At 65.9% G+C, this 26,503-nt stretch carries 23 protein-coding genes; 11 read left to right on the top strand and 12 right to left on the bottom strand.

Going from position 1 to position 26,503, the window contains the following annotated elements:
* The first annotated feature begins 109 nt into the window (after positions 1-109).
* The 3 genes from mutY to EI171_RS35725 all read left to right on the top strand — a co-directional run bounded on the left by mutY (position 110) and on the right by EI171_RS35725 (position 2,523).
* The gene (mutY, locus tag EI171_RS35735) at positions 110-1,228 is read left to right on the top strand and encodes an A/G-specific adenine glycosylase (RefSeq protein WP_161536089.1); all 1,119 of its coding nucleotides are present in this window, start codon (positions 110-112) and stop codon (positions 1,226-1,228) included.
* A 52-nt stretch (positions 1,229-1,280) separates the two neighbouring features.
* A complete protein-coding gene (locus EI171_RS35730) occupies positions 1,281-1,700 on the top strand; it encodes a PaaI family thioesterase (protein WP_028175020.1) in 420 nt (139 codons plus the stop codon).
* A gap of 385 nt (positions 1,701-2,085) precedes the next feature.
* The gene (locus EI171_RS35725) at positions 2,086-2,523 is read left to right on the top strand and encodes a cupin domain-containing protein (protein WP_060910844.1); all 438 of its coding nucleotides are present in this window, start codon (positions 2,086-2,088) and stop codon (positions 2,521-2,523) included.
* Between the two features lie 41 nt (positions 2,524-2,564).
* Here EI171_RS35725 and EI171_RS35720 read toward each other — a convergent pair whose 3' ends face one another.
* Positions 2,565-3,851 carry a flavin-dependent oxidoreductase gene (locus tag EI171_RS35720; RefSeq protein WP_161536088.1) on the bottom strand — a complete coding sequence of 429 codons (1,287 nt, stop codon included), beginning with the start codon at positions 3,849-3,851 and terminating at the stop codon, positions 2,565-2,567.
* Between the two features lie 128 nt (positions 3,852-3,979).
* Here EI171_RS35720 and EI171_RS35715 point away from each other — a divergent pair, with 128 nt between their 5' ends.
* Positions 3,980-4,600 carry a glutathione S-transferase family protein gene (locus EI171_RS35715; RefSeq protein WP_011085290.1) on the top strand — a complete coding sequence of 207 codons (621 nt, stop codon included), beginning with the start codon at positions 3,980-3,982 and terminating at the stop codon, positions 4,598-4,600.
* Positions 4,601-4,799: 199 nt separating this feature from the next.
* On the opposite strand, the gene EI171_RS35710 is transcribed toward EI171_RS35715, so the two are convergent.
* Positions 4,800-5,717, bottom strand: a complete 918-nt coding sequence (locus EI171_RS35710) for a LysR family transcriptional regulator (RefSeq protein WP_161536087.1) — start codon at positions 5,715-5,717, stop codon at positions 4,800-4,802.
* A gap of 91 nt (positions 5,718-5,808) precedes the next feature.
* Here EI171_RS35710 and EI171_RS35705 point away from each other — a divergent pair, with 91 nt between their 5' ends.
* The 4 genes from EI171_RS35705 to EI171_RS35690 all read left to right on the top strand — a co-directional run bounded on the left by EI171_RS35705 (position 5,809) and on the right by EI171_RS35690 (position 11,268).
* On the top strand, positions 5,809-6,252 hold the full coding sequence (locus EI171_RS35705; protein ID WP_038967975.1) for a nuclear transport factor 2 family protein: 444 nt from the start codon (positions 5,809-5,811) through the stop codon (positions 6,250-6,252).
* Positions 6,253-6,305: 53 nt separating this feature from the next.
* A complete protein-coding gene (locus EI171_RS35700) occupies positions 6,306-6,473 on the top strand; it encodes a DUF1127 domain-containing protein (protein WP_161537141.1) in 168 nt (55 codons plus the stop codon).
* 349 nt (positions 6,474-6,822) lie between these two features.
* The gene (locus EI171_RS35695; protein WP_161536086.1) at positions 6,823-8,832 is read left to right on the top strand and encodes a methyl-accepting chemotaxis protein; all 2,010 of its coding nucleotides are present in this window, start codon (positions 6,823-6,825) and stop codon (positions 8,830-8,832) included.
* A 426-nt stretch (positions 8,833-9,258) separates the two neighbouring features.
* On the top strand, positions 9,259-11,268 hold the full coding sequence (locus EI171_RS35690) for a methyl-accepting chemotaxis protein (RefSeq protein WP_161536085.1): 2,010 nt from the start codon (positions 9,259-9,261) through the stop codon (positions 11,266-11,268).
* 70 nt (positions 11,269-11,338) lie between these two features.
* Here EI171_RS35690 and EI171_RS35685 read toward each other — a convergent pair whose 3' ends face one another.
* The 3 genes from EI171_RS35685 to EI171_RS35675 all read right to left on the bottom strand — a co-directional run bounded on the left by EI171_RS35685 (position 11,339) and on the right by EI171_RS35675 (position 13,827).
* Positions 11,339-12,025 (bottom strand): glutathione S-transferase family protein, encoded by a 687-nt coding sequence (locus tag EI171_RS35685; protein ID WP_161536084.1) that lies wholly within the window; start codon positions 12,023-12,025, stop codon positions 11,339-11,341.
* A 132-nt stretch (positions 12,026-12,157) separates the two neighbouring features.
* Positions 12,158-12,484 carry a hypothetical protein gene (locus EI171_RS35680; protein WP_028175588.1) on the bottom strand — a complete coding sequence of 109 codons (327 nt, stop codon included), beginning with the start codon at positions 12,482-12,484 and terminating at the stop codon, positions 12,158-12,160.
* 212 nt (positions 12,485-12,696) lie between these two features.
* A complete protein-coding gene (locus tag EI171_RS35675; protein WP_011085296.1) occupies positions 12,697-13,827 on the bottom strand; it encodes a site-specific DNA-methyltransferase in 1,131 nt (376 codons plus the stop codon).
* A gap of 413 nt (positions 13,828-14,240) precedes the next feature.
* Between EI171_RS35675 and EI171_RS35670 the strand changes: the two genes are divergently transcribed.
* Positions 14,241-15,182, top strand: a complete 942-nt coding sequence (locus EI171_RS35670) for a neutral zinc metallopeptidase (RefSeq protein WP_011085297.1) — start codon at positions 14,241-14,243, stop codon at positions 15,180-15,182.
* A 258-nt stretch (positions 15,183-15,440) separates the two neighbouring features.
* Positions 15,441-16,004: a molybdenum cofactor biosynthesis protein B gene (moaB, locus tag EI171_RS35665; protein ID WP_161536083.1), complete on the top strand. Its 564-nt coding sequence runs from the start codon at positions 15,441-15,443 to the stop codon at positions 16,002-16,004.
* A gap of 210 nt (positions 16,005-16,214) precedes the next feature.
* On the opposite strand, the gene EI171_RS35660 is transcribed toward moaB, so the two are convergent.
* The 3 genes from EI171_RS35660 to EI171_RS35650 form a co-directional block, all read right to left on the bottom strand.
* The gene (locus EI171_RS35660) at positions 16,215-16,355 is read right to left on the bottom strand and encodes a hypothetical protein (protein ID WP_157839392.1); all 141 of its coding nucleotides are present in this window, start codon (positions 16,353-16,355) and stop codon (positions 16,215-16,217) included.
* On the bottom strand, positions 16,355-17,329 hold the full coding sequence (locus EI171_RS35655) for a helix-turn-helix domain-containing GNAT family N-acetyltransferase (RefSeq protein WP_161536082.1): 975 nt from the start codon (positions 17,327-17,329) through the stop codon (positions 16,355-16,357). Before EI171_RS35655 ends, EI171_RS35660 begins: the two co-directional genes overlap by 1 nt.
* Before the next feature lie 75 nt (positions 17,330-17,404).
* On the bottom strand, positions 17,405-17,980 hold the full coding sequence (locus tag EI171_RS35650; protein ID WP_011085300.1) for a glycosyl transferase: 576 nt from the start codon (positions 17,978-17,980) through the stop codon (positions 17,405-17,407).
* 332 nt (positions 17,981-18,312) lie between these two features.
* Here EI171_RS35650 and EI171_RS35645 point away from each other — a divergent pair, with 332 nt between their 5' ends.
* Positions 18,313-19,152 (top strand): RMD1 family protein, encoded by an 840-nt coding sequence (locus EI171_RS35645; protein WP_161536081.1) that lies wholly within the window; start codon positions 18,313-18,315, stop codon positions 19,150-19,152.
* Here the strand turns inward: EI171_RS35645 and EI171_RS35640 are convergent.
* The 4 genes from EI171_RS35640 to EI171_RS35625 form a co-directional block, all read right to left on the bottom strand.
* Positions 19,146-20,762 carry a PEP/pyruvate-binding domain-containing protein gene (locus tag EI171_RS35640; RefSeq protein WP_161536080.1) on the bottom strand — a complete coding sequence of 539 codons (1,617 nt, stop codon included), beginning with the start codon at positions 20,760-20,762 and terminating at the stop codon, positions 19,146-19,148. The two genes, EI171_RS35645 and EI171_RS35640, sit on opposite strands and share 7 nt — an antisense overlap.
* A gap of 11 nt (positions 20,763-20,773) precedes the next feature.
* Positions 20,774-22,702: a hypothetical protein gene (locus EI171_RS35635; protein ID WP_161536079.1), complete on the bottom strand. Its 1,929-nt coding sequence runs from the start codon at positions 22,700-22,702 to the stop codon at positions 20,774-20,776.
* A gap of 82 nt (positions 22,703-22,784) precedes the next feature.
* On the bottom strand, positions 22,785-23,981 hold the full coding sequence (locus tag EI171_RS35630) for an acetate/propionate family kinase (RefSeq protein WP_161536078.1): 1,197 nt from the start codon (positions 23,979-23,981) through the stop codon (positions 22,785-22,787).
* Positions 23,982-23,985: 4 nt separating this feature from the next.
* The gene (locus tag EI171_RS35625) at positions 23,986-26,373 is read right to left on the bottom strand and encodes a phosphoketolase (RefSeq protein ID WP_161536077.1); all 2,388 of its coding nucleotides are present in this window, start codon (positions 26,371-26,373) and stop codon (positions 23,986-23,988) included.
* Positions 26,374-26,503 lie beyond the last annotated feature (130 nt).

Genomic DNA, 26,503 nt, shown 5'->3' with positions numbered 1-26,503 from the left:
CGGGGCTCGCCCCGGCCATCCACGTTCTCTTGCGAAGAAAGACGTGGATGCCCGCGACAAGCGCGGGCATGGCGTGGAGAGGTCGGTGCGTTGTCGTTACAGTGGGAGCATGAGCCCCAAATCCGCCCTGAAGGCGAAATCGGAACCCAGTCAGCCGGAGACCGCATCGCGCCCCTTGGCGCTGCTCGCCTGGTATGACCGCCACCGCCGCCACCTGCCGTGGCGGGCGGCGTCTGGTGAGGCATCGGACCCTTACCGCGTGTGGTTGTCCGAGATCATGCTCCAGCAGACCACGGTAAAGGCGGTCGGCCCTTACTTCGAAAAATTCGTCGCGCGCTGGCCTGATGTCACCGCGCTGGGGCGGGCTTCGCAGGACGACGTGCTGCGGATGTGGGCGGGGCTCGGCTATTACTCCCGTGCGCGCAATCTCCATGCCTGCGCGGTCGCGGTGACGCGCGAGCATGCCGGCGTCTTTCCCGACACGGAGGAGGGGCTGCGCGCGCTGCCGGGCATCGGGCCTTACACCGCGGCTGCGGTCGCCGCGATCGCCTTCGATCGCCGCACCATGCCGGTCGACGGCAATATCGAGCGGGTGGTGTCGCGCCTGTTCGCGGTCGAGGAGGAGCTGCCGCAATCAAAACCGCTGATCCAGCAACTGGCGGCGACGCTCCTTGCCGACTCCCGCGCCGGTGATAGCGCACAGGCATTGATGGATCTCGGCTCTTCGATTTGCACGCCGAAGAAGCCGGCCTGCTCGCTGTGTCCGCTGAACGATGATTGCATCGCACGCGCGCAAGGCACGCAGGAGAGTTTTCCGCGCAAGGCGCCGAAGAAGAGCGGGACGCTGCGGCGCGGCGCTGCCTTCGTCGTGACGCGCGGCGACGAACTGCTGGTCCGCAGCCGGCCCGAAAAGGGCCTGCTCGGGGGCATGACGGAGGTGCCGGGCTCGGACTGGCTCGCCGGTCAGGAGGACGCGACGGCGAAGCAGCAGGCGCCCGCGCTGAAGGGCCTGTCGCGCTGGCAGCGCAGGGTGGGCGTCGTCACCCACGTCTTCACGCATTTTCCGCTGGAACTGGTGGTCTATACCGCCAAGGCAGAAGCTCGCACGCGGGCACCCGCGGGCATGCGCTGGGTGCCGATCGCGACGCTGGCCGGCGAAGCGCTGCCCAACGTCATGCGCAAGGTGATCGCGCACGGATTGCGCCTCCCGCCGGCCCCATCCTCCTGACACCACGCTGGCAGCAGGGCCGCGTTAACAGGGGCGACACGGAGGCTCCCCAATGGTCAAGACCGCGCTCGACAACTTTCCCAGGCCGCCTTGTGCCGAGCTGCTGGGATGGCGCCTGCTCGATGCCCGTCCGGAGGAGGGCTGGATCAAGCTCGGCTTCGAGGGCAAGCCCGAATTCTGCAATCCGGCGGGCTTCATCCAGGGCGGCATGCTCTCGGCCATGCTCGACGACACCATGGGCCCGGCCGTGCTGGTGATGAGCGAGGGCCGGCTCTACACCACCACCATCAGCATGACCGTGAACTTCCTGAGCCCCGCAAAGCCCGGCCCGATCATCGGCGAGGCGACGGTGACGCAACTCGGCAAGACCATTGCCTTCGTCGAGGCCAGGCTGATGACCGAGGACGGCACCGTGCTTGCCACCGCGACCGCGAGCGAGCGGCTGCTGGAAGCGGCGAGAGTGGTTCGCTGATCCAGGTGCGGCGGGCCCATTCTGCTCGAGTAGGAGGGGATGCCTCGCGCAGCGCGGAAGCGGACAGAGATCTACCCGCGCGTGCAATCGCAGAATTTGCTCGCGAATTCCTTGCGCACGCAATGAGCGTGCGGCTCGTTGTCGGCTCTAGCAACGCGAGCATTTGACTCGCGCATATTGTCGCAGCCGGCAGAGAAAACAGGTGGATCCGCGCAATCCGCAGGCGAATCGCGACGGTCGAGGCGTCATCGACGTGACTTGCGGCAAATTGACCAATTCATATTTTTGGCGGAAACTTTGAATGTTAGTGCCCCCGATAAAAATTTCACAAACCTGAACGGGATGATTGTCAAGCTGCGCGTTATTTGAGGCCTTGAGGTGAGTCATGGCGCTTGCGCTTATTGAGACCGGTCACACCAACGTCGATCTTAAACCGTCCCCGATTGAGCCATCCTGGATCATTGAAGGAAATCCGGAAGCGCGCTCGCACCTGCTGTCAACCAGCGCGTGCGGCACCGCCACGACCCTGATCTGGTCCTGCACCACGGGCAAGTTCAACTGGTACTACGATCTCGACGAGACGATCATGATCCTTGAAGGATCAACGGTGATCGAGAGCGATGGCATGCCACCGAAGCGCTACGGTGTCGGCGACGTTGTCTTCTTCCGCGAGGGCGCGCACGCCAAATGGCACATCGAAGACTATGTGAAAAAGGTCGCCTTCCTGCGCCAGACCAATCCCGTCGGGCTCGGTTACGCTATCCGTGCCATCAACAAGCTTAAGCGCATGTCGTCAACCTTGGGCGGTCGTCGCTCCACCTAACTCGCGCCCGTCAACGGCATTGCGGAGTGTGAAGCAACGACCTAGGTGCTCGCGCCTCTCGCATCGGCGCGACGCGGCACGATCGGCGGCTTGGCATTCAGCGCCTCGACCTGGAACCCCGCGACGCGCTTGTAGTTGGCGGCGATGTCTTCCAGCTCGTGCTGCGACAGCACGTCGGTGACGACCTCAAAGCCGTCGGGCGCGCGCTCTTCGACCAGTTGCATCACCTGCTCGGGTCCGTTCTTGCGGTTGAGCAGGACGAGGTCGGTGGTCGCCGGCCTCCGCTCGGCCTCGTAGGCGAGCAGCGCTGCCTGCGTCGGGCCATGCGCCAGGATCTCGCGGGTGATGACGCGGGCATCGAGGATCGCCTGCGAGGCGCCGTTCGATCCGATCGGGTACATCGGATGCGCGGCATCCCCCATCAGCGTGACGCGGCCGAACGTCCACTGTGACACCGGATCGCGGTCCACCAGCGGATATTCGTAGGCGTGCGGGCAGTTCCGGATCAGGCCGGGCACGTCGAGCCAGTCGAACTGCCAGCTCTCGAACCACGGCAAGAACTCCTCCAGCCGCGCGGTGCGGTTATAGTCCTCGCGTCGCCACTGGTAGGTCGGCGGCATGTGGCGCTCAGCGACCCAGTTGATCAGATGGTTGCCCGCCGCATCCGGCACCTTGCTGATCGGATAGCAGACGAATTTCAGGATCTCGTGCCCGGCCATGATCATGGTGCGGCCGGTGAGGAATGCCTTTGCCGGCGTCACGCCGCGCCAGAGGATGCGGCCGTTCCAGATCGGCGGGCCTTCATCGGGATAGAGCTTTTCTCGTGCGGCGGAATGGATGCCGTCGGCGGCGATCATGATCGCGCCTTCGTAGGTGCCTGCGGCCTTGCCGGTCGCCTTGTCGATAAAATCGGCGCGGACGCCGTCCGCTGTCTCGGTCCAGCCGGTCAGATGATGGCTGGTGAGGATGCTGTCGCGGCCGAGCCGCTCGATTGCGGTGTCGAGCAGGAGCTGCTGCAGCGTGCCGCGATGGATCGAGAATTGCGGCCATTTGTAGCCGGCCTCCAGCCCGCGCGGCTCACTCCAGATCGGCTTGCCGTGCTTGGAGAAGTAGGCGAGCTCGCTTGTGCGCACGCCGCTGGCATCGAGCTTGTCGATCAGCCCGAGCTCGATCAGCTCGCGCACGGCATGCGGCAGCACGTTGATGCCGACGCCGAGTGGTTTCAGCTCCGCGACGCTCTCGAACACTTTTACGGGAACGCCGATTCCGTGCAGGCTGAGCGCAAGCGTCAGCCCGCCGATGCCGCCGCCGGCGATGAGTACCGTCATGACAAAGCCCCTCCGATTGCGGGCGTCTTGGCACAGGCGGGCGGATGTGGGCAACTGCGAAGAGGATGTCGTGCTATGGACCTCGGGGCCGACAGTCGTTAATTTCCAATTTTCCCATGAGGTCCGACATGCTCAAGCTCTACTACGCCACCGGCACCTGCGCGCTCGCCACCTACATCACCCTGGAGGAGGCCGGCGCCGACTACACGGCTGAACGGCTGAGCTTCAAGGACAATCAGCAGAACAGCCCGGACTATCTCGCTATCAACCCGAAGGGCCGCGTGCCCGCGCTGGTGACCGACCGCGGCGTCCTGACCGAGACGCCGGCGATGCTGGCCTATATCGCGCAGACCTTTCCCAAGGCGAAGCTCGCGCCGCTCGACGATCCCTTCGACTTCGCCCAGGTGCAGTCGTTCAATTCCTATCTCTGCTCGACCGTGCACATCAACCATGCGCACAAGATGCGCGGCGCGCGCTGGGCGACACAGGAGAGCTCGTTCGCCGACATGAAGGCGATGGTGCCGAAGACCATGGGCGCCTGCTTCGCCCTGATCGAGCAGAAGATGTTTAGGGGGCCGTGGGTGATGGGCGATCAGTTCACGATCTGCGATCCCTATCTTTACACCCTGTCGACCTGGCTCGAAGGCGACAGCGTCGACATCAACGCCACGCCGAAGATCGCCGATCATTTCAAGCGGATGTCGGAACGGCCTGCCGTGCGCAAGGTGATGGACGCGCAGAAGGCGTAAGAGCGCAGCCGTATATTCCCCTGTCGTCCCGGGCAAGCGTAAGCGCAGACCCGGGACCCATAACCCCAGGGAGACGTTGCGGCGTGAGCTGACAACCACGAGTCTTCGCCAAACAGCGCCCTGGGGTTATGGGTCCCGGATCGGCGCGCGCTTGGGGCGCGCTTGTCCGGAACGACACCGTGCTTGTTGAAGCTGCATCCTATCCGGCCCTCCGCTTCTCCAACTCCCGTCCCGTCTCCAGCATCAGCCGCCGCAGCCAGATCGAGCCGGAATCCATCTGCGCGCGGGTCGGATAGAACATGAACTGCTCGTCGATGCCGGGGTCGAGCGGTGGGGTCACGGTGACGAGGCCGAGCTGCCTCGACAGCGCCGCGATCAGCCGGCGCGGCACGAAGGCGACAAGGTCGGTGCGGGCGGCGACGTGCAGCGCTTCGAGATAGCCTGACACGACGAGTGTAATGTGCCGCTCGATGCCCTTGGCTCGCAGCCAGGTGTCGATCAGATCCTCACTATTGCCCCGGATGATCACGCCGACATGGCGCGCGGCGAGGAACGTCTCGCGCCGCTTCAGCTTGGCTCCCATGGGATGGCCGCGCCGCACCGCCAGCGCGTCGCTGTCGGTGTAGAGCAGCTGGCGGTGAAAGCCCTTGAAGGCGTTGCCGATCGAGATCACGAGGTCGATGGTGCGGGCGAACTCGGCGTGGAAGATCGCAGGCCCCCGCCACGGCACGACATCGACGCGAACGTTGGGAGCGGCCCGCGTCACTTTCTCCATCAAGGGCGGCATCAACAGCTCGACCGCGAGGTCCGGCATCATCAGGCGGAATTGCCGTTCGCTGCGCGCGGCGTCGAATTCATCCGGCACGAACAGCCCGCGCACCTGATCGAGCGCCTGTGCCAGCGGCGCGCGCAGGGCCTGTGCCCGCGGCGTCAGCTCCATGCGCGCGCCGGTGCGCACCAGCAGCGGGTCGCCGAAGATGTCGCGCAGGCGTTGCAACGCGTGGCTCGTCGCCGGCTGTGACAGGCCGATCCTCATGGCCGCGCGGCTGACATTGGCTTCGCGCAGCAGCGCGTCGAGTGCGGTCAAGAGGTTCAGGTCAAGCGAATTCAAATTCATGAGGCGAATAGATATCATATTGGCTATCGATTTGAAGAATGCTGATCGGCGGACGATGATCTCCACGACGCCACCACACGGAGATGCCGCCATGAGCGCTGCCGCCAACAAGAAACTGATGCAGGATATTTTCGCCGCCGCCGCCAACCCCGATCCGGGCGCGCGCGACCGCGCCCTGTTCACCGCAAGCCTCGCCGACGATGCCAGATGGGTCGTGACCGGTCAGTATTCCTGGTCGCGCACCTTCACCGGCAAGGAAGCGATCCTCAACGATCTGCACGGCTATGTGCGCACCCGCCTGCGCGACCGGACGCGCACCGTTGCCCACCGCTTTATCGCCGATGGCGACATCGTCGTGGTCGAAGCCAAGGGCGACAACGTCACGCCGGAAGGCGTGCGCTACGACAACGATTACTGCCTGGTGTTTCGCCTGGAGGGCGGCAGGATCAAGGAGATCCGGGAATATTGCGACTCGGTCCTGACCGAGAAGGCGCTCGGCCCGTTTCCGCAAACACCCGCGAGGGCCGCGAGCTGACCGGATTGAACGACGTCGCGCCGAGCGACCGACCCGGTCCGTCACGGCCGTCGATGGTCGTGCGGGCCTGGCGGGCGCTGGTGGAGATCATGCGGGTCCGGCGGGAGCGGTCCCGGGCCCGGTGCCAGCTCGCTGCCATGACCGAACGAGAGCTGCAGGACTGCGGGATGACCCGGTCGGAGATTGCGTACGAGCTGCATAAGCCCCGCCGGCGAAGTTAAGATCGGAAGGCGTTGCCTCGCCCCCGCCGGAAGCGGTCGAGAACGCGCTTGGCAAAATGACGCAGGGGCGGCCTGACGAACGTCCATCGGGACGCTCCATGCAGCGATCTGCATGCGCCTGCGGGCCTTGCGCCAAAACCTTGCGCAACTGCCGATAAAATCAGCAGTTCTGCTGCGATCCTTCGCGCGCACGCGCGAAGAATTAGAAGGTTCAATTAACGAGTGTCCCCCATTGTGTCGCGGTGCAGCGTGGGTCGCCGAGCAACGACCCACGGCTGCCAGGGTGGCCGGTGACGATCGCCGGACGTTCGGCCGCTCGAATTCACATGCATCTGGGTGGACAGTGGGAATGCCGAAATTTCGTTTGCGGATCAGGGGACGCCTGTACGCAGGCTTCATGGCCTTGGTGGCGGTCGGTCTCGTGATGGCGGTGGTCGCCATCTGGAACTTGCGGGCCGTGCAGGATCAGGTCGCAAAACTCTCGGCGTTCTCGGACAGCACGGCGCGGGTTCTGGAGATCTCGACCCATCTCCAGGCGATCCAGCGGGCCAATCTGCGCTACATCTACGACGCCAGCGAACCTGCGATGAAGGAAGCTTCTGAACGGGAAGCCGCGGCGACCGAGCTGTTGAAGGTCGGAGCGCAGGGGACGGCCTCCGAGGAGCGGCGCAAGCTCTACGAAGATCTCATCACCGACATCGCCAGGATGCGGAGCCTGCGTGACAATCTCGGGGACGCCGTCAACGAGGCGAGAACCGGCAAGGCGACGCTGCTGCCCAGCGGCGACGAGCTGACCGTCAAGATGGGCAAGCTGGTCGATACGGCGCGCGCAGCCGTTGACGAAGACACCGCGGCCCTCGTCGCGGACCTCGAATCCAGGCTCCTTCTCGTCCAGATCGCGAACTGGCGTTTCCTGGCCCTGCGCGACACCAAGGGGCCGGCCAACTTCAGGACGAATGTCGACAGGGCCATGCAGCGGCTCACGGCGCTCGAAAAGAGCCCGCAGGCGACGGAATTGCGCGCCACGCTCGCGCCGGTGAAGACCTCGCTCGGAATCTACAAATCCGCGTTCGAGACGACGTCGGCCGCGATGCTCCAGGCCGACGAGATCTATCACAAGAACCTCGCCCCGCTCATCGTCGAGAGCATCGGCAAGCTCAAGGTCGCCGAAACCACCCTGAAGAAGGACTACAAGGATTCACGTACCACCGCCGAAGCCGTGATCGAGGGCACGACGTCCGTGCAGGCGATCGCGGGCGCCCTCGCCGTTCTGTTCGGGTTGATCGTCGCCTTCCTGATCGCCCGCAGCATCGTCGGTCCCCTGACCTCGATGACGCGCGCGATGGGGCTGCTCGCCGGTGGCAATCTCGAGGTCGAGATTCCCGGCCGCGGCAAGGCCGACGAGATCGGCGACATGGCCAAGGCGATCGAGGTGTTCAAGAACAACATGGTCGACACCGAGCGCATGCGCGCGGAGCAGGTGGAGGTCGAGGCGCGGCAGGCCGAGGGCCGCAAGGCCGACATGAGAAACCTGGCCAACCAGTTCGAACGTGCGGTCGGCGAGATCGTCGACACCGTGTCGTCGGCGTCGAACGAATTGGAGGCCTCGGCCGGCACGTTGACCACGACCGCCTCGCGGGCCCAGGACCTGTCCACGGAGGTCGCCAGCGCCTCTCAAGAGGCCTCGGCCAACGTACAGGCGGTTGCCTCCGCGACCGAGGAGCTCTCCTCCTCTGTCGGCGAGATCGCCCGCCAGGTGCAGGAATCCGCCCGCATCGCCGGCGAGGCGGTCGGGCAGGCGAGCAGGACCAACGATCGGGTCGGCGAGCTCTCCAAGGCGGCCGCCCGCATCGGCGACGTGGTCGAGCTGATCAGCACCATCGCCGGCCAGACCAATCTGCTGGCGCTGAACGCCACCATCGAGGCGGCGCGCGCGGGCGAGGCCGGCCGCGGCTTTGCCGTGGTTGCCTCCGAAGTCAAGGCGCTGGCCGAGCAGACCGCGAAGGCCACCGGTGAGATCGGCCAGCAGATTTCCAACATCCAGGCCGCTACCGAGCAATCCGTCGGCGCCATCAGGGAGATCAGCGGCACCATCGAGCGGCTGTCGGAGATTTCCTCGACGGTCGCGGCTGCCGTGGAGCAGCAGGGCGCGGCGACGCAGGAGATCTCCCGCAACGTCCAGCAGGCGGCCCACGGCACCCAGCGCGTCTCGACCAATATCGGCGACGTGCAGCGCGGCGCTTCCGAGACCGGTTCGGCCTCCTCGCAAGTGCTCTCGGCGGCGCGCTCGCTGTCGGCCGACAGCAACCGGCTGAAGCAGGAGGTCGCGAGGTTCCTGAACTCGGTCCACGCCGCCTGATCGGCGCGGGCGTCTCAGGAGCAAAGGTCCACGCGCATGCGCGTGGACCTGCGCGGCGCGGGTGGATCCTTCAGCTCGATCGCGCGGGCAGCTGCTCGTTGCCCGGATAAATTCGTCGATACAATTTTGCTGGGCGTGCGACTCGCACTGCACCCTGGCGCAAACCGCGTCGGACAGTTTCGATTGCCACTTTCCTGTTCAGATGATTGCAGACCTGGCGGTGCCCGCCATCCCCGCGGGCACTCTTTCGTGCGATCCTCCGTAGTCGACGCGTGGCAAATGCAGCATTGAATTAAGAAGTATTCTTCATGGTGTCGCGGTGCAGCGCGAATCTCCGAAAGGTGATTGCGGCTGGGCGGGGGGCCGCTGCGACGTCGGGGAGTCGTTCGGTTACTCCATCTCTCTTGCTATGGATGGACGGTGCAGATGCCGAGCTTGCGTTTCAGAATCCGGGGGCGTCTCTACGCCGGATTTTCGGTTCTCGTTGTCGTTGGCTTGATCATGGCCGCGGTCGCGATCTGGAATTTGTGGGCGGTCCAGGGCCAGATGGCGCGGCTATCCGCACTCTCGGACAACACGGCCCGCGTCCAGGAAATCTCGATCAACCTCCAGGCGCTGCGGCGCGCCAATCTCCGCTACATCTATGACGCCAACGAGCCGGCCTTCAAGGAGGCTGCGGAGCGGGAGGGGGCTACGGTGGAGCTGCTGAAGGACGCGGCCAAGTCGACGGTCTCCGAGGAGCGGCTCAAGATCTACAATGGCCTGATCGGTGACGTCGAAAAGATGAAGTCCCTGCGCGAGCGCATGGGCGCTGCGGTCAACGAGACGGCGAAAGGCAAGGCTGTTCTGCTCGCCGGCGGCGATGAGCTGACCGCCAACACCGGCAAGCTCGTCGACGCCGCGCGTGAAACCGGCGATACCAGCGTGACCGCCCCCGTCGCCGATCTCGAATCCAAGATCCTGCTGGTTCGTGTCGCAAACTGGCGCTTCCTCGCCGTCCGGGACGCAAAGGGGCCGGCGACCTTCAGGACCAATGTCGATCGGGCGCAGCAAGCGCTCAAGTCACTGGAGGGGGCCGGTCTGCCGAACGAGGTCAAGGCCGCGTTCGGACCGATCAAGAGCTCGCTTTCGGCCTACAAGGCGGCGTTCGAGACGACCTCCGCCGCAATCCTCCAGGCCGATGAAATCTACCGCAACAGTATCGCTCCCCTGATCGGCGAAAGCGTCGACAAGCTCAAGGTGGCGGAGACCGGATTGAAGGCCGACTACCAGAAGTCGCGCGCGGCGGCCGATGGCGTCATTGCCAATACGACCTGGATCCAGGAAGTCGCCGGCGGCCTTGCGATCCTGTTCGGCAGCCTCGTCGCCTTCCTGATCGCGCGCAGCATCGTCGGACCGCTGACCACGATGACCCGGGCGATGGGGCTGCTCGCCGGTGGCGATCTCAAGGTCGAGATTCCGGGCCGTGGCAATCGCGACGAGATCGGCGACATGGCCAAGGCGATCCAGGTGTTCAAGGAGAGCATGGTCGAGACCGAGCGCCTGCGTCACGAGCAGGTCGAGGTCGAGGCGCGGCAGGCCGAGGGCCGCAAGGCCGACATGAGAAACCTGGCCAACCAGTTCGAACGTGCGGTCGGCGAGATCGTCGACACCGTATCATCGGCGTCGAACGAGTTGGAGGCCTCGGCCGGCACGTTGACCACGACCGCCTCGCGGGCCCAGGACCTGTCCACGGAAGTCGCCAGCGCCTCACAAGAGGCCTCGGCCAACGTACAGGCGGTTGCGTCCGCGACCGAGGAGCTGTCCTCCTCGGTTTCGGAGATCGCCCGCCAGGTGCAGGAATCCGCCCGCATCGCCAGCGAGGCGGTCGGGCAGGCGAGCAGGACCAACGACCGGGTCGGCGAGCTCTCCAAGGCGGCCGCCCGCATCGGCGACGTGGTCGAGCTGATCAGCACCATCGCCGGCCAGACCAATCTGCTGGCGCTGAACGCCACCATCGAGGCGGCGCGCGCGGGCGAGGCCGGCCGCGGCTTTGCCGTGGTCGCCTCCGAGGTCAAGGCGCTGGCCGAGCAGACCGCGAAAGCGACCGGTGAGATCGGCCAGCAGATTTCCAACATCCAGGCCGCTACCGAGCAATCCGTCGGCGCCATCAGGGAGATCAGCGGCACCATCGAGCGGCTGTCGGAGATTTCCTCGACGGTCGCGGCGGCCGTGGAGCAGCAGGGCGCGGCGACGCAGGAGATCTCCCGCAACGTCCAGCAGGCGGCCCACGGCACCCAGCGCGTCTCGACCAATATCGGCGACGTGCAGCGCGGCGCTTCCGAGACTGGTTCGGCCTCCTCGCAGGTGCTCTCGGCGGCGCGCTCGCTGTCGGCCGACAGCAACCGGCTGAAGCAGGAGGTCGCCAGGTTCCTGAACTCGGTCCACGCCGCCTGATCGGCGCGGGCATTTCAAAAGCAAAGGTCCACGCGCAGGCGCGTGGACCCGGGTTGAAGGCGTGGCGCGATCAGGCGACCTTGGTCGTCATGTGCTTGAACATGTTGGCGCGCGCTTCGTCGTCCATCTCGGCCTTGAAGGTGAACTTGTCCTTCAGCGCGATCGCGCGCACAGCCGCAGGGCGCGCCGAGATCTCGTCCACCAGCCGCTTTACGTTCGGATATCGTGCAAAGGCGTCGTCGCCGAGCTTGAACGGCACCATCCGCGCCCAGCCCCACAGCGCCATGTCGACGATCGAATAGCTGTCGCCGACCATGTAGCGGTGGTCTTTGAGGTGGCCGTCGAGAATCTTGTAGTGGCGATCGGTCTCGTACTGATAGCGGTTATGGGCGTAGTCGTGGTTCTGGTCCTTCGGCGCGAAATGCTTGAAGTGCACGGCCTGGCCCGAATACGGGCCGACGCCGGTGGCGATGAACATCAGCCATGACAGCGTCTCGCCGCGCAACGACGCGGCGGGCAGGAATTTTCCGGTCTTCTCGGCGAGATAGAGCAGGATGGCGTTCGAGTCGAACACGATCGTGCCGCCGTCGTCGATCGCCGGCACCTTGCCGTTCGGATTGATCTTGAGGAAATCCGGCGTGAACTGCTCGCCCTTGCGGGTGTCGATCTTCACCGGCTCGAAAGGAAGGCCGGACTCTTCGAGATAAAGCGCGACCTTGGTCGGGTTCGGCGAACCGTTGAAATAGAATTTGAGCATCACACATCTCCCCAGTGTTTCTTGCCGAGAGTGAACGCAGCGTCATCGCCGCGGGGCCGGCCTGTCTTGCCTGAAGCTCGTCGGGGAGGGCAACCGGCGAGTTTGCCGGGCGGTACCTGCGCGCCGCGCAGATCAGCCGGCGTAACAAAGGCCGATCGCCGCCGTAATAATCATCCCGGCGCCGACGGCTTCCAGCCGCAGCCCGAGCCGCGCGGCAAGATGCATGTCGGAGGCCCGTGCCGATCGCTCCGATCCGCGCGAGTAGCCGTGCACGATGACGTCGTGATTGAAATCGTCGTGCGCCTCGTTGCTGCTGGCGAGTCCGACGCAGACCACGAGCACGCCGAACAGAGCGAGGCCGAAAAATCCCAGCAGCGCGATCAGGAACATCGGAAACATGCCGAGCAGGAAGATCGGCAGCAGCGGCACCAGCAGCAAGGTCTCGGACTGTCGTCGCATGAGAGCCAACCGGTCAGGACGGGGCTGATCGGTCGAATCTAGTCCTGGTTCCGCTGGCTTTCAACCACCGCTGTCACTCCGGGGCGCGCCTCTTGGCGCGAGCTATGATGCGCAATTGCGCATCTGAGAGTCCATTGGGCGGCGTGTGCTTGGGGTCGATGGATTCCGGGTTCTCGCTTCGCGAGCCCCGGAATGACGGAGGAGACGGAGGACTACTCCGCCGCCATGCCGGAGCGGATCTCGGCGCGGAGCTCGTCGATCAGCTTGAGACCCTTCTTGGTCTCGACATGCCAGAAGGTCCAGCCGTTGCAGGCCTGCGCGCCCTGCGCCACCGCGCCGATGCGGTGGATCGAGCCGACCTTGTCGCCGAACATGATGGCGCCGTCGGCGCGGACCAGGGCGCCGAGCTTCTTCTTGGCGTCGAACAGCTTCGTGCCGGGCATGATCATGCCGCGCTCGATCAGCTCGGAGAACGCGACCCGCGGCGCCTCGCGCGCGGTCATGAACGGGGCAAGGCTTGCCTCCGGCAGCGGCTCGACCGCGGCGATGCGGGCCTCGGCGGCCTTGGCGTAGGTCTTGTCGCGTTCGAAGCCGATATAGGAGCGGCCGAGACGTTTGGCGACGGCGCCGGTGGTGCCGGTGCCGTTGAAGGGGTCGATCACGAGATCGCCGGGCTTCGATGACGACAGCAGCACGCGCGCGAGCAGGCCTTCCGGCTTCTGCGTCGGATGCACTTTCTTGCCGTCGGCGCCCTTGAGGCGCTCCTCGCCGGTGCAGAGCGGGATCAGCCAGTCGGAACGTGCCTGCACGTCCTCGTTGGCGGCCTTCAGCGCTTCGTAGTTGAAGGTGTAGCCCTTGGCCTTCTCGTCGCGCGCGGCCCAGATCATGGTCTCGTGCGCGTTGGTGAAGCGGCGGCCGCGGAAGTTCGGCATCGGGTTGGTCTTGCGCCAGACGATGTCGTTCAGGAGCCAGAAACCGAGGTCCTGCATGATCGCGCCGACGCGGAAGATATTGTGATAGGAGCCGATCACCCAGATCGTCGCCGACGGCTTCATCGCGCGGCGGGCGGCAAGCAGCCAGGCGCGGGTGAAATCGTCATAGGCGGAGAATGAATCGAACTTGTCCCAGTCGTCGTTGACGGCATCGACATGGGATTCGTCGGGGCGCTTCAGATCGCCCTTGAGCTGGAGATTGTACGGCGGATCTGCGAACACCAGATCGACCGAACCAGCCTGAAGCTTCGACATCTCGGCGACGCAATCACCGAGGATGATGCGATGCGACGAAGACTCAAAATTTGTGCGGGGCGCCCTTGCAGACGCCCCGCGACGCGACTCTACCATGACTCAAGAACTCTGACTCAGGCGACGCTGTCGGCGACGCGGGACCAAACAACCGACTGACCGTTACATTGAAGGGGCAAAGTAAAAATCGACTTAATCCGCCGCTTTCGTGTGCAGGCCTCGCATCGCGCGTGGTGCGTGGTTCGCTGTTCGCATTCGCCGAGTTTTACAGTGAATTTCGCGTTTCTTCGCGCTGCGGGAGCAGCTGGAGCTGCGGAACGACTCCAAATTTCTCTCGGAAAAAATTGCTCAACCCTCGGAAAAAATTGCTGGCATCGGCATGCTGCCGCACTAGGCAATAATTGCCGAGCGGGATATTGATAAAGGCAACGGAAATTTTACGTATGTGGCGCGTTGAGCTTTGTCGCATTTGCGCCCAATTGACGCCATCAAGGACTTAAGGGAAGCCCGCCATGCGCTACGATGATTTCCGCCGCAGCGACGACATCGAGGATCGTCGCGACGAAGGCGGCGGCGGGTTTGGCGGCGGCGGAGGCGGCGGGTTCGGCCTGCCCATGGGCGGCGGCGGGCTCGGCATCGGCACCATCATCGTGCTCGGCCTGATCGGCTACGCCTTCGGCATCGATCCGCGCATCCTGATCGGCGGCGCCGAGATCCTCACCGGCGGCGGCCAGGCGCCGAGCTACCAGACCGATCGCCAGTCGACGTCGGCCAAGCGCGGCGCGCCGACCGACGAGATGGGCAGCATGATCTCCGGCATCCTCGGCGAGATCGACGACCGCTGGAGCGAGATCTTCCAGGCCAGCGGCCAGTCCTACACCGGTCCGAAGATCGTGCTGTTCCGCAACGCCACCAATGGCGGCCGCTGCGGCATGGCGCAGTCGGCGATGGGCCCGTTCTACTGTCCGCCGGATCGCACCATCTTCCTCGACACCGGCTTCTTCCGCGAGGTCGAGACGCGCTTCCGCGGCTGCTCCGGCAAGTCGGCCTGCAATTTCACCACCGCCTACATCATCGCGCATGAAGCCGGCCACCACATCCAGAACCTGCTCGGCATCATTCCGCGCGTGACGCGGCTTCAGCAGCAGGCCGGCAGCAAGGCCGAGGCCAACGCGCTCCAGGTCAAGGTGGAGTTGCAGGCGGACTGTCTGTCCGGCGTCTGGGTCAACCGCGAGGCGAAGAAGCGTCCGAACTTCCTGGAAGCCGGCGACATCGACGCCGCGCTGACCACGGCCAGTGCGATCGGCGACGACACGCTCCAGCGTCAGGCCACCGGACGCGTCGTGCCCGATTCCTTCACCCATGGCTCGGCCGCGCAGCGCAAGCAATGGTTCATGACCGGCTACCAGCAGGGCACGGTCCAGGCCTGCAACACGTTCGGCGGCGGGTCGTAGTACACTGGACTTCGTGCCCCGGACGTAGCGCAGCACGAACTATGATGCCCAATTGCGCATCCGGGAATGCAGGAGTAGTGGCGTCATCCTGATGTGCTCGCCTCTTCGGCGAGCCTCGAAGGATGGCGAGCTCCCGGCCCATCCTTCGAGGTGCGCCCTTGCGGTGCGCTTGCGCCGCAAGAGCGCGCACCTCCCGAGCGAACGCAAATGCGTTCGTCCGGGGATGACGGCGGTGGCCGGGGAAACAGGAGTGAAGTCGTGGCCTCGATCGACGAAGCAAAACAGTTCATCCCGCTCAACATCGCGGTGCTGACCGTCTCCGACACGCGCGCGCTCGCCGACGACAAGTCCGGCCAGACGCTGGCCGACCGCCTCACCGGCGCGGGCCATCATCTTGCCGCGCGCGAGATCGTCACCGACGACGTCGAGGCGATCCGCGCCGTCATCCGCCGCTGGATTGCGGATAGCGGCGTCGACGTCGTCATCACCACCGGCGGCACCGGCTTCACCGGGCGCGACGTCACGCCGGAGGCGATCGAGCCCTTGTTCGAGAAACGCATGGACGGTTTCTCGATCGCATTCCACATGCTGAGCCACGCCAAGATCGGCACCTCGACGATCCAGAGCCGCGCCACCGCGGGCGTTGCCGGGGCAACCTACATCTTCTGCCTGCCCGGCTCTCCCGGCGCCTGCCGCGACGGCTGGGACGGCATTCTCGCCGCTCAGCTCGACTACCGCACGCGCCCCTGCAATTTTGTCGAGATCATGCCGCGCCTCGACGAGCATCTGCGCCGGCCGAAGGCGCAAGGCGCGACGGTGTAGTTGTCGGCGTTGACGCTTTCTTCCCTTCTCCCCCTTGTGGGAGAAGGTGGCGCGAAGCGCCGGATGAGGGGGTCCCTCCGCGGAGACCTGTGCTCGTGGAGACATACCCCTCACCCAACTGAGCCCGCGTCTACCGGCGTCGCTGCCCTCTCCCACAAGGGGCGAGGGCACAGCGATGCGCATCTCGCTCTTTGCGACACTCGTTCTCGACTAGAATTTGTTGGTCAGCGAACTCCACACCATCAGCCACATCTGCCGGCACGCCTCCGCGTGCAGGCGTCGCGCCCGGCGCTTGTAGAGATCGACGAGCTCTCCGGTGATGCGGTGCGCGGATTGGTGCCGCTGGTGCATCAGAGATCGCGCTCCCAGGTTTCGCCGACGAGGTTCTGGCCGAAGCTGCGGTGCGGCTCGGTGGCGACCAGCTTGAAGCCGGCATCCTGATAGATCTTTCGCGCGGCTGTGAGATTGCTCTGCGTCCACAGTGTCATCCGCCGATAGCCGCAGGCCCGTGCGAACGAGACGCATTCGGCGACCAGCCGCTGGCCGAGACCCTGTCCGCGTGCGGCGGGGTCGAGCAGCAGCAGCCGCAGCTTGGCGACGTCGTCGCTGGCCTTCACCAGGAACACCGAGCCGACCGGGCGGCCCTCGATGTCGGCGATCCAGCAGCGCTCGCGCGAGGCATCGTAGGAGGTCATGTATTTGGCGACGATCTCGGCCACCAGCGCCTCGAAGCCGGAATCGAAGCCGTATTCGCCGGCATAGAGCGCGCCGTGGCTATGCACCACCCAGCCCATGTCGCCGGGGCGGGGATCGCGCAGGATCGCGCGCGGCGCCGGCGCGCGCGGCAAAGCGAGCAGCCGCTCGATCGTCTCCATCGCTCCGGTGAGCCGCCTGCGCTCCTCGTCCGGCAGCGGCCGCAGCATCGCGGCGACGTCCTCCTGGGACGAGCGCTCCAGCTTGGCGAAGGCCTGGCGGCCCTTTGCGGTCAGGCTGAGCTGAACCTGCCGGCGGTCGCTGGCAAGCGGCTTGCGCGCGATCAGGCCGCTCTCGTCGAAATTCTGCACGATGCGGCTGAGATAGCCGGCGTCGAGCCCGAGCGCGATGCCGATCTCCTTGGCCGATTGCTCGCCTCCATGGGCGAGCTCGTAGAGCACGCGGGCCTCGCTCAGCGAGAACGGGCTCTTCAGGAGCTGCTGGTCGAGAACGCCGAGCTTGTGGGTGTAGAAGCGGTTGAAGGCGCGGACCGCCTGAACCTGGTCGTCGGCGACCTGTCCGGCCGCAGCGCTTGATGACGACGAGCTTGATGGCAGAGGGCTTGATGGCATGGGTCACCTCAACACTTGCCATTGTCAAACAATTATTTGACTTTGGCAAGTATCAAGAGTGAGTACAAGGTGGCTTCAGCCGACCATGACGATCCGGCTGCGCAGCATGGTCCGGGACGAGCGGCCGAGCCGGCGCAGCAGCCGCGCCTCGGAGCGGCGGGCTTGGGGCGGGTAGCCGCCGATCCGGTCGTAATGGTCACGCGCGATCAAAAGTCCCTGATCGCCGAGCGGGCCGACCAGCTTGCGGGCCACGGCGCGGAGCATGTCGCGGAATCCGGTGTCGGCGTAGGGCGAGCGGGCGTAGCGGAACACCGCCGCGCGGTCCCGGCCGCTGCTCGCGACGGCCTGGATGAATTGGGTGGTCTCCTCGATCCAGCCGGTTTCCAGCACCGCGCCTGCGGGCAGGAACATCAGCCAGGCCGACCGAGCCTGGAGCGCACCGGCGGCCAGCGCCGCGCCCTGCGAGGATCCCTCGAAGCCGATGAAACGGCAGCCGGCGACGTCGGCCACGCGCTCGATGACGCCGTTGCGGGTGCCGTCGACCAGGAGCACTTCCCGGACGATGCCCGCGGCGGCGCCGGGGACCAGCGCGGCCAGAGTTGCGACCGCCGTCTGCTCGACGCCCTCGGTCGGAATGATGACGCTCAGCATGGTTGAGGCTTCGATGTCCGCACTTCGGGAGAAGCGTAACTTGTTATGATGTTGTCATAAACACGCGGCAATGCCGAGTGCAACTTTTCGGCGGGGGCTCCGCCGTTCGATGGTAAACTGCCAGAGCCATCGCATCCAAAGATGTCCCGCGCGGGATGGCAATGTTGCTGAATATTTCGGCGCAGCTTTGTCTTGACCGTATTAACCCGGAGTTTCGTTCCGATATTGCGCGCCACGCAGGCGGATCGCAATCCTACGAGAGGAGGATGCGAGTGGAACGACGCCCGGGAACGGGAAAAGCAGGCAATCCATTGTGCTGAAGAGGGCTTCGTATGACTGCCGATCAACTTGCTGTTAGCGCGCCGTCGACATCTCCCAGGCCGGCCGCCGCGCCGATCTTGCGGATCCGGGCGCTGATGCTGGGCGACCGCATCAATGCTTCGGGCCTCGAGCTCGGCGCGCTGGTGTCGTCGACGCCGGCCGCCTTCCGCGTCCATGCCGGCCTTGCCGTGATCTTCCGCTACGGCGTCGTGGTGCTGATCGGCCTGTTGCCTTCGGAGGAGAAGGTGCTGATCGACAGCCTGAAGCCGCGCGTGATCGGCGAGCTCAGCCCCTATGAGGAAGAGACCGCGCAGGCGCAGCTCTGCAACGACGAGAACGCCGAGGTGATCCAGCCGGGCGGGCCGATCTGCCTCGCCAAATTCTCCGACGACCGGTTGCTTCTGGTTGCCGACGCGCTCGCCAAGAGCACGTCGCTGGCGCGCGACGAACGGCGTGTCGCGGCCGTGTTCGACGTCATCGAGCCGTTCGCGCGCGAGCTCGCCGAGCGCGGCCGCACGCCGCGCCGGCGCAGGGCCATTCTGCAACTGATCGGCAACGCGCTGCTGGTGCAGCAGCGCGTCGCCGGCCGCGTCGCCGTCGCCGAGAAGCCCGACGTGCTCTGGGAGAAGCCCGAGCTCGACCGGCTCTATGCCCGCCTCGAAGACGAGTACGAATTGAAGGAGCGCCTCGACACGCTCGAGCGCAAGCTCACCGCCGTGTCCGAGACGGCCAATGCGCTGACCGACATCATCGACACCGAGCGCTCGTTGCGTCTCGAGATCGCCGTGGTGGTGCTGATCCTGATCGAGGTCGCGATCGGGTGTATCCAGATCTTCGCCGGCATTCACTGAGCCGCGGCGGCGCGTGCCGGCGGATCGAGGTCGCCGGCCTGCGATTGCCATTTCGCGATCTCCGCGAGTTCGGCATCGGGGCGCGTCTCCACCGTGCGGCAGCGTCCGAGATAGAGTTGTCCCGCATCGCCCTCGATCGTGATCCAGTCGCCCTCCGACAATGTCGCGTCGGCAAGCTGGGCCTGCCGCGCGACAGGATCGATCTTCAGCGCGTGACAGCCGACCACGCAGGGCTTGCCCATCTGCCGCGCCACCAGCGCCGCATGCGAGGTCCGCGCGCCGACCGCCGTGACGATGCCGGCCGCCACCGCGAAGCCTGCGACGTCCGCGGTGCTGGTATCGGGACGCAGCAGGATGACCGGATCGCCTGTGGCCGACAGGCGCTGGGCGCTTTCGGCGTCGAAGACCGCGCGGCCGACGCCGATGCCCCCGGACGCGCCGATGCCGATCGCCGCCGGCTCGCCCGCGCAGACCAGTGCGGTCTCGGCGAGCGAGGCGAGGTCGATCCCGGCGATCCGCTCCAGCGCCTCGTGCTGCGTGATCAGCCCCTCATGCACGAGGTCGATCGCGATCCTGACCGCCGCACGCGGCGTTCGCTTGGCCGCGCGCGTCTGGAGGATCCACAGCCTGCCATCCTCGACGGTGAACTCGACGTCCTGCACGTCGCAAAATTCACGCTCGAGCCGCTTCAGGATATCGCCAAGCTCGGCCTCGGTCCGCGGCAGTGCGCGCACGATCGCATCCTCGGCGTCGGGGGAGCGGCGCCCGGACACGACGTCCTCGCCCTGCGCATCGAGCACGAGATCGATCATCGGGCGCGGTGCGCCGGTCGAAGGATCGCGCGAGAAGGCCACGCCGGCACCCGATGCCAGCCCGCCATTGCCGAACACCATCGCCTGCACCGTGACGGCGGTGCCCTGGAGCCCTTCGAGTTGCTGGAGTTTCCGATAGGTCTTCGCCCGCTCGCTCGTCCAGGACCGGTAGACGGCTTGCGCCGCGGCCTCGAGCTGCGCGACCGCATCCTCGAGCCACCCATCGGCGTGATCCTCGACCAGCGCCTGTTCGTCGCCGGCAAGCCGCTCCAGCGCTTCGCTATCGAGCGCGCGATCGTTCTCGGCACCTTCGGCCTCGACCAGTTCCGAGATGCGGGCCGCGAATGCGGCGGCGTCCAGCCCGAGCACCGTCTCGCCAAAACTCTCCAAGAAGCGCCGCCGGCAGTCCCAGGCGAGCCGCGGCCGGCCGGTCGCACGGATCAGGCCGTGCACGGCATCCGACGTGCAGCCGACATTGAGCACGGTGTCGAGCATGCCCGGCATCGATCGGGCGGCGCCCGAGCGCACCGAGACCAGCAGCGGCAGCCGCCGGTCGCCGAACCGCCTTCCGGTCGCGCTCTCCAGGAAGGCAATTCCTTCCTTGAGCCCGTCGCTCAGATGACGCTCCGCATGCGCGTGCCCCGCGATGATGTCGGCGCAGAGCTTGACCGGCAGCACGAAAGCCGGCGGCACCGGCAGGCCCAGCGCCGCCATCCGGGCGAGGTTGGCGGCCTTGGCGCCGATCTCCTCGGCGGGACGCAATTCGGTCGCCTCGGCGCCGATACGCACGATATGCATGGTGCTTCCCCCTAGGCTGCGAGATCGATCATGATGTGCCGGCGCAACAGATGCCCGAAGCCGGCGAAACGGTCGGTGGCGCGCTCGATGGCGCGGGCAAGCTCGAGCACCGAGAGCGAGGTCGCGACGTCGAAGCCGCCGCCGAAGACCAGCGCGGTCGTCGCACGCTCGTGGCCGTCCGCGGCATGTTCGGCATCGATCAGGCGGCTCACGGCGGACAGCGCATCCTCGGAATCGGCGCGCCGCCCTTCCGGCACGTCGGTGGCCGCGGCGACGCCGCTGGCCGCGACCTCGGTCGCGGTCATCGCCACCACACAGAGTTCGGCGAGTGCGGTCAGCAGCGACGGATCAGTTCGTTCCGGCATCAGCGAGGCGATGAAGGCCGCCTGCTCCAGTTCGTCGACGGCCTCTTCGGCGCGATCTATCAACTGGGCGATCGTTGGCCGGGCGTTGAGCCGGTCGACTTCCTTCCGCGTTTCGAGCGCAATGCGATCGGCCTTCTGTTCGATCGCGCCGCAGCGTACCGCCAGCAGCTTGCGATCGGCCGGCTGGCCGGCCCGAAGCGTCGCAATATGGCGGGAGATCGCCGCAACGAGATCATGGGCAAGCCCGATCTGGCGCAGCACCGCGGCGAGCAGGGTGCCGTCAACGCGCTCCAGATGCCGCACCAGGTCGGCTTCGATCTGGTCGCGGACCGTCCTGACGGAGCGACCTGCGAGCAGCGCCTCGGTGGAGGCGCGCAGTGCCGCCTTCAGAAAATCGATCGCGGCGGCGCGGCCGAGCGCCTGGTCGAGCCGCTCGCCGAAGCCGATGCGCGCGGGAGCGGCGTTGCGCACCGCCGACCCCAACAGCTCGTTGCCGCCGAGCTCGAGAAAGCCGCGATGGCCGATCCGCTGTCGCGCCGCCCATTCCAGGATTCGTGTGGCGTCGTCCTTGGCAACCCAGGTCCGCAGCAGCTTGCGCGCCTTGTTCCAGTCGATCAGGAACACCAGCGCGGCGCCCACGGCCGCGAGGAATTCGTTGCGATCCGCGGCGTGAGCCGGCTGATGCTGGCCGGTGACGAGATAGAATGAATTGTCTTCGCCGAGGCCCGCGGCGGTGTGACGGTCGAGCCCGCTCCAACTCGCCTCGAACTTGTCGAACAGCGAGATGAAGAATTTTGCCCGCGCCAGGTGTACGTCGGTGTAGGTGACAGTGACCGCGTTCTTCTTGACCGCGATCACCACCACATGGGCGTCCGTGGTGCCGATGTCGTTCTGGATCAGCAGCCGGCCGCCCGAGCGGGTCGCCATGGTGTCGAGACCAGGGTGGTTGAACTTCAGCCTCCGCGTCTGGTTCAGGCCCTTCATGAAGGCCTCCACCGCGCCGCGATCTTCGCCGTGCAGGCCGAACACATGGGCACCGTCGAGCGTTTCCTCCGAACAGTTCGCTGCAAGCTTGTTCAACGCCTTGTGCAGATCCATCACCAGCCGATGGAGGCTGTCGCCGGACGCCTCGGCAACTCCGGTCAGGCGGGCAATGCGGGAAAGATCGATTTCGTTGGTGGCATCGAGCAGACCCGCGCTTCGGACGGCCGTCAGCCGCGCGTTCGCCTTGTCGCCGTCCGACGGCGCGCCGGCGCTGACGGCGCGGATCATGGCCGCAGCGTCGTCCTGGATCTCCTTCATCAGCTTGGCGAGGTTCGGCGCCGCGAGTCGGGACGGTCCGACCAGATGGGCGCCGCCGATCAGCGTTGCGGTCGCGGCTGGTGCAATGCCGGCGGCGTGACTCTCGACCGCAAGCTCGCTGGCGGGACGATCGGGATCTTGCGCATGCCGAGCCGCCGCCTGGAGCGCACTCATCCGCACCTTGATGCGGTCATTGGCGGCAAGCCCTTCCGCCACCAGCGCGGGCAACAGGATGTCGCCCTGTCCGAGTTCTTCGATGATCTGGGTTTTCATGGTCTGTCCGCGCAACGGTTGATGCCGTCCTTATGCCGCGAAGTTGCGACGGCCTCATTGCGACAGATCATTCATAAAACCGTCACGCAGCGTGTCGTTCGCGCAGCAGCGCGGCGCAATGGCGCGCGATCGTGATCTCTTCGTTGGTGGGAATGATGAAAATATCGACCGCACTGTCGCCGGTGCCGATCCGCTCGCGTCCCTCGCTATTCGCCGCTGCATCGATGCGCACGCCGAGCCAGGCGAGACGCTCGCCGATCGCGCCGCGGATCTCGCTGGCATGCTCGCCGATGCCGCCGGTGAAGACCAGACAGTCCAGCCCCTGAAGCGTGGTCGCCATCATCGCGATCTCCTGCGCTGCACGGAAGGTGAAGAGATCGATCGCGTCCCGTGCCGCAGCCTCGCGGCTCGCAAGCAGCGTGCGCATGTCCGCCGACATGCCGGAGACGCCGAGCAGGCCCGACTCGTGATAGAGCAGGTGCTGGACGTCTTCGACCGACATCCCCTCGTGCTGTTGCAGATAGAGCAGCACGCCGGGGTCGATCGTGCCGCTTCGCGTGCCCATCACGAGGCCATCGAGCGGCGTCAGTCCCATCGTGGTGTCGACGCTGCGGCCGTCGCGCAACGCGCAGAGGCTTGCGCCATTGCCGAGATGCGCGATGACGGTGCGCTTCGCAACGAGCTGCGGCGCGATTCCCGCGAGGCGGCCCGCGACATATTCGAACGACAGCCCGTGAAAGCCGTAGCGCCTGACGCCGCGCTGCTCGAAGCGCCTCGGAATCGCAAAGCGGCTCGCAGGCGGTGCAAGTCCGTGATGGAAGGCGGTGTCGAAGCAGGCGATCTGGGTCAGCGCGGGACGGATCGCGGAGAGGGTGCGGACCGGCGCGAGGCAGCGCGGCTGGTGCAGCGGCGCCAGCGGCGTCAGGGCCTCCAGCTTCGCGGTGATATCGTCCGTCAATTCGACCGGGCCTGAATGATCCGGCCCGCCGTGGACGATACGGTGGCCGACTGCGCGCAAGCTGTCTTGGCCGAACCGGTCGTCGATGAAGGCGAGCGCGTCGGCGAACAGGTGGCCGCCGTCGGCATCGGCCTCGTCCCGCCGCTTCTCGAACAGGTCTTCGCCCGCAGCGCCTTTCACGACGAGCCGGGGCCTGGCCTCGTGCTCGTCGAGCAGGCCCTTGCAGAGCAGCGCGGGCTCTGCTGTCGAGATCTCGAACAGGCCGAACTTGATGCTCGACGAGCCCGAGTTGAGGACGAGAACCGCCTCTGGCGCCGGCATGGCGTCAGCCCGGCTTGCCCGGCCAGACCCAGTCGCGGATCTCGGGCATGTCCTCGCCGTGCTCGCGCACGTAACGTGAGTGCTCGATCAGCTTGTCGCGGAGCTGCTGCTTCACCTGCGCGGCCCTGGTCGCAAGACCCGGCACGCGTTCGATCGCCTCGATCGCAAGGTGGTAGCGGTCGAGCTCGTTGAGCACGACCATGTCGAACGGCGTCGTCGTGGTGCCTTCCTCGGCGAAGCCGCGCACATGCAGGCCGGCATGGTTGGTGCGGTTATAGGTCAGCCGGTGGATCAGATGGGGATAGCCGTGATAGGCGAAGATCACCGGCTTGTCGCGCGTGAACAGGCTGTCGAAGTCGCGGTCGGACAGGCCGTGCGGATGCTGGTCCTGCGGCTGCAGCGTCATCAGGTCGACGACGTTGACGACGCGGATCTTCAGATCCGGCAGCGCCTTGCGCAGCAGGTCGACGGCGGCAAGCGTCTCCAATGTCGGCACGTCGCCGGCACAGGCCATCACCACATCGGGCTCGCCACCCGCGTCTTCCGTGCCCGCCCAGGTCCAGATGCCGATGCCGACATCGCAATGCGTGGCGGCGTCCTGCATCGACAGCCATTGCGGCGCCGGCTGCTTGCCGGCGACGATCACGTTGATGCGGTTGTACGTCCGCAGGCAATGATCGGCGATCCACAGCAGCGTGTTGGCATCGGGCGGGAAGTAGATGCGAACGATGTCGGCCTTCTTGTTGGCGACGAGGTCGACGAAGCCGGGGTCCTGATGGCTGAAGCCGTTATGGTCCTGGCGCCAGACATGCGAGGTCAACAGATAATTGAGCGAGGCGATCGGCCGCCGCCACGGCAGGTGCCGCGTCACCTTCAGCCATTTGGCGTGCTGGTTGAACATGGAATCCACGATGTGGATGAAGGCCTCGTAGCAGGAGAAGAAGCCGTGGCGACCGGTGAGCAGATAGCCCTCCAACCAGCCCTGGCAGAGATGCTCGCTCAACACCTCCATCACACGGCCGTCCTGCGCAAGATGCACGTCGTAAGGCTCGATCGGCTCCATCCAGACGCGTTCGGTTGCCTCGAACACCGCATCGAGACGGTTTGACGCCGTCTCGTCCGGACCCATGATGCGAAAGTTGCGCTCTTGCGCATTGAGGCGGATGACGTCGCGCAAAAATTTGCCGAGCTCGCGCGTCGCTTCCCCCGTGACGGCGCCGGGCTGCGGCACTTCGACGGCAAAGCTGCGGAAGTCCGGCAGCTTCAGCTCCTTCTTCAGCAATCCGCCATTGGCATGCGGATTGGCGCCCATGCGGCGATTGCCCTCGGGTGCCAGCGCCTGGAGCTCGGGGACGAGCGCGCCGCTCGCGTCGAACAGTTTCTCCGGCTCGTAGCTGCGCATCCAGTCTTCGAGCACCTTCAGATGCGCAGGGTTCTCGCGGCAGCTTGCGACCGGCACCTGATGCGCGCGCCAAAAACCTTCGACCTTCTTGCCGTCGACTTCCTTCGGACCGGTCCAGCCCTTCGGGCTGCGCAGCACGATCATCGGCCAGCGTGGCCGCTCGACGTTTTTGCGCCCGTCGCGGGCGTGCTGCTGGATCGAGCGGATGCTGGCGAATGCGACGTCGAGCGCATCCGCCATGATCCGGTGCATCAATTTGGGATCGTCGCCCTCGACGAACAGGGGCTCGTGGCCGAACCCGCGGAACAGATCGCGGATCTCGCTGTCAGACATTCGTCCGAGCACGGTCGGGTTGGCAATCTTGTAACCGTTGAGGTGCAGGATCGGCAGCACCGCGCCGTCATGCGCCGGATTCAGGAACTTGTTGGAGTGCCAGGACGCCGCGAGCGGGCCGGTTTCGGCCTCGCCGTCGCCGACGACGCAGGCGACGACCAGGTCGGGATTGTCGAGCGCCGCGCCATAGGCGTGCACCAGGGCGTAGCCGAGCTCGCCGCCTTCGTGGATCGAGCCGGGCGTCTCCGGCGCGGCGTGGCTCGGGATGCCGCCGGGGAAGGAGAACTGCCGGAATAGCTTGCGCAATCCGTCCGCATCGCGCGCGATGTTAGGATAGATCTCGCTGTAGCTGCCTTCGAGATAAGTGCTGGCGACCATGCCCGGCCCGCCATGGCCGGGACCGCAGACATAGAGCACGTTGAGGTCCAGCGCGCGGATGACGCGGTTGAGATGGGCGTAGATGAAGTTCAAGCCGGGCGTCGTGCCCCAATGGCCGAGCAAACGCGGCTTGATGTGCTCGGCCCGCAGCGGTTCGCGCAGCAGGGGGTTGTCGAGCAGGTAGATCTGCCCGACGGAGAGGTAGTTGGCGGCGCGCCAGTAGCGATCAAGGAGATCGAGGTCGCTGCTCGCGGCGGCCGATTGTTGTTGATTTGTCATGTTCCTGCCGACCTTCACCCGGGATCGTCACCAACCGAGTTCCGGCGCGATCGATCCTTCGCGGCATCAAACGAGATCGTGGTGACGGCGATGTTGCGTGAGGTCAAAGGCAGGCGCCCGAAGTTTGGGC

The sequence above is a fragment of the Bradyrhizobium sp. LCT2 genome (genome assembly GCF_009931255.1).
In the GTDB taxonomy this organism is placed as follows: Bacteria; Pseudomonadota; Alphaproteobacteria; order Rhizobiales; family Xanthobacteraceae; genus Bradyrhizobium; species Bradyrhizobium diazoefficiens.
Note: the sequence above shows the minus strand (reverse complement) of the source record. Positions and strands in the feature narration are given on the sequence as shown.

What these genes read in the sequence shown, in the direction of transcription:
- EI171_RS35640 (WP_161536080.1), bottom strand. Translation starts at nt 20,762, where the DNA reads ATGCATATCGTGCGTATCGGCGCCGAGGCGACCGAATTGCGTCCCGCC.
- EI171_RS35680 (WP_028175588.1), bottom strand. Translation starts at nt 12,484, where the DNA reads ATGCGACGACAGTCCGAGACCTTGCTGCTGGTGCCGCTGCTGCCGATC.
- EI171_RS35710 (WP_161536087.1), bottom strand. Translation starts at nt 5,717, where the DNA reads ATGAATTTGAATTCGCTTGACCTGAACCTCTTGACCGCACTCGACGCG.
- EI171_RS35655 (WP_161536082.1), bottom strand. Translation starts at nt 17,329, where the DNA reads ATGCCATCAAGCCCTCTGCCATCAAGCTCGTCGTCATCAAGCGCTGCG.
- EI171_RS35695 (WP_161536086.1), top strand. Translation starts at nt 6,823, where the DNA reads ATGCCGAAATTTCGTTTGCGGATCAGGGGACGCCTGTACGCAGGCTTC.
- EI171_RS35690 (WP_161536085.1), top strand. Translation starts at nt 9,259, where the DNA reads ATGCCGAGCTTGCGTTTCAGAATCCGGGGGCGTCTCTACGCCGGATTT.
- EI171_RS35715 (WP_011085290.1), top strand. Translation starts at nt 3,980, where the DNA reads ATGCTCAAGCTCTACTACGCCACCGGCACCTGCGCGCTCGCCACCTAC.
- EI171_RS35645 (WP_161536081.1), top strand. Translation starts at nt 18,313, where the DNA reads ATGACTGCCGATCAACTTGCTGTTAGCGCGCCGTCGACATCTCCCAGG.
- EI171_RS35705 (WP_038967975.1), top strand. Translation starts at nt 5,809, where the DNA reads ATGAGCGCTGCCGCCAACAAGAAACTGATGCAGGATATTTTCGCCGCC.
- EI171_RS35670 (WP_011085297.1), top strand. Translation starts at nt 14,241, where the DNA reads ATGCGCTACGATGATTTCCGCCGCAGCGACGACATCGAGGATCGTCGC.
- mutY (WP_161536089.1), top strand. Translation starts at nt 110, where the DNA reads ATGAGCCCCAAATCCGCCCTGAAGGCGAAATCGGAACCCAGTCAGCCG.
- EI171_RS35625 (WP_161536077.1), bottom strand. Translation starts at nt 26,373, where the DNA reads ATGACAAATCAACAACAATCGGCCGCCGCGAGCAGCGACCTCGATCTC.
- EI171_RS35685 (WP_161536084.1), bottom strand. Translation starts at nt 12,025, where the DNA reads ATGCTCAAATTCTATTTCAACGGTTCGCCGAACCCGACCAAGGTCGCG.
- EI171_RS35660 (WP_157839392.1), bottom strand. Translation starts at nt 16,355, where the DNA reads ATGCACCAGCGGCACCAATCCGCGCACCGCATCACCGGAGAGCTCGTC.
- EI171_RS35720 (WP_161536088.1), bottom strand. Translation starts at nt 3,851, where the DNA reads ATGACGGTACTCATCGCCGGCGGCGGCATCGGCGGGCTGACGCTTGCG.
- EI171_RS35675 (WP_011085296.1), bottom strand. Translation starts at nt 13,827, where the DNA reads ATGGTAGAGTCGCGTCGCGGGGCGTCTGCAAGGGCGCCCCGCACAAAT.
- EI171_RS35730 (WP_028175020.1), top strand. Translation starts at nt 1,281, where the DNA reads ATGGTCAAGACCGCGCTCGACAACTTTCCCAGGCCGCCTTGTGCCGAG.
- EI171_RS35725 (WP_060910844.1), top strand. Translation starts at nt 2,086, where the DNA reads ATGGCGCTTGCGCTTATTGAGACCGGTCACACCAACGTCGATCTTAAA.
- EI171_RS35700 (WP_161537141.1), top strand. Translation starts at nt 6,306, where the DNA reads ATGGTCGTGCGGGCCTGGCGGGCGCTGGTGGAGATCATGCGGGTCCGG.
- EI171_RS35630 (WP_161536078.1), bottom strand. Translation starts at nt 23,981, where the DNA reads ATGCCGGCGCCAGAGGCGGTTCTCGTCCTCAACTCGGGCTCGTCGAGC.
- EI171_RS35635 (WP_161536079.1), bottom strand. Translation starts at nt 22,702, where the DNA reads ATGAAAACCCAGATCATCGAAGAACTCGGACAGGGCGACATCCTGTTG.
- EI171_RS35650 (WP_011085300.1), bottom strand. Translation starts at nt 17,980, where the DNA reads ATGCTGAGCGTCATCATTCCGACCGAGGGCGTCGAGCAGACGGCGGTC.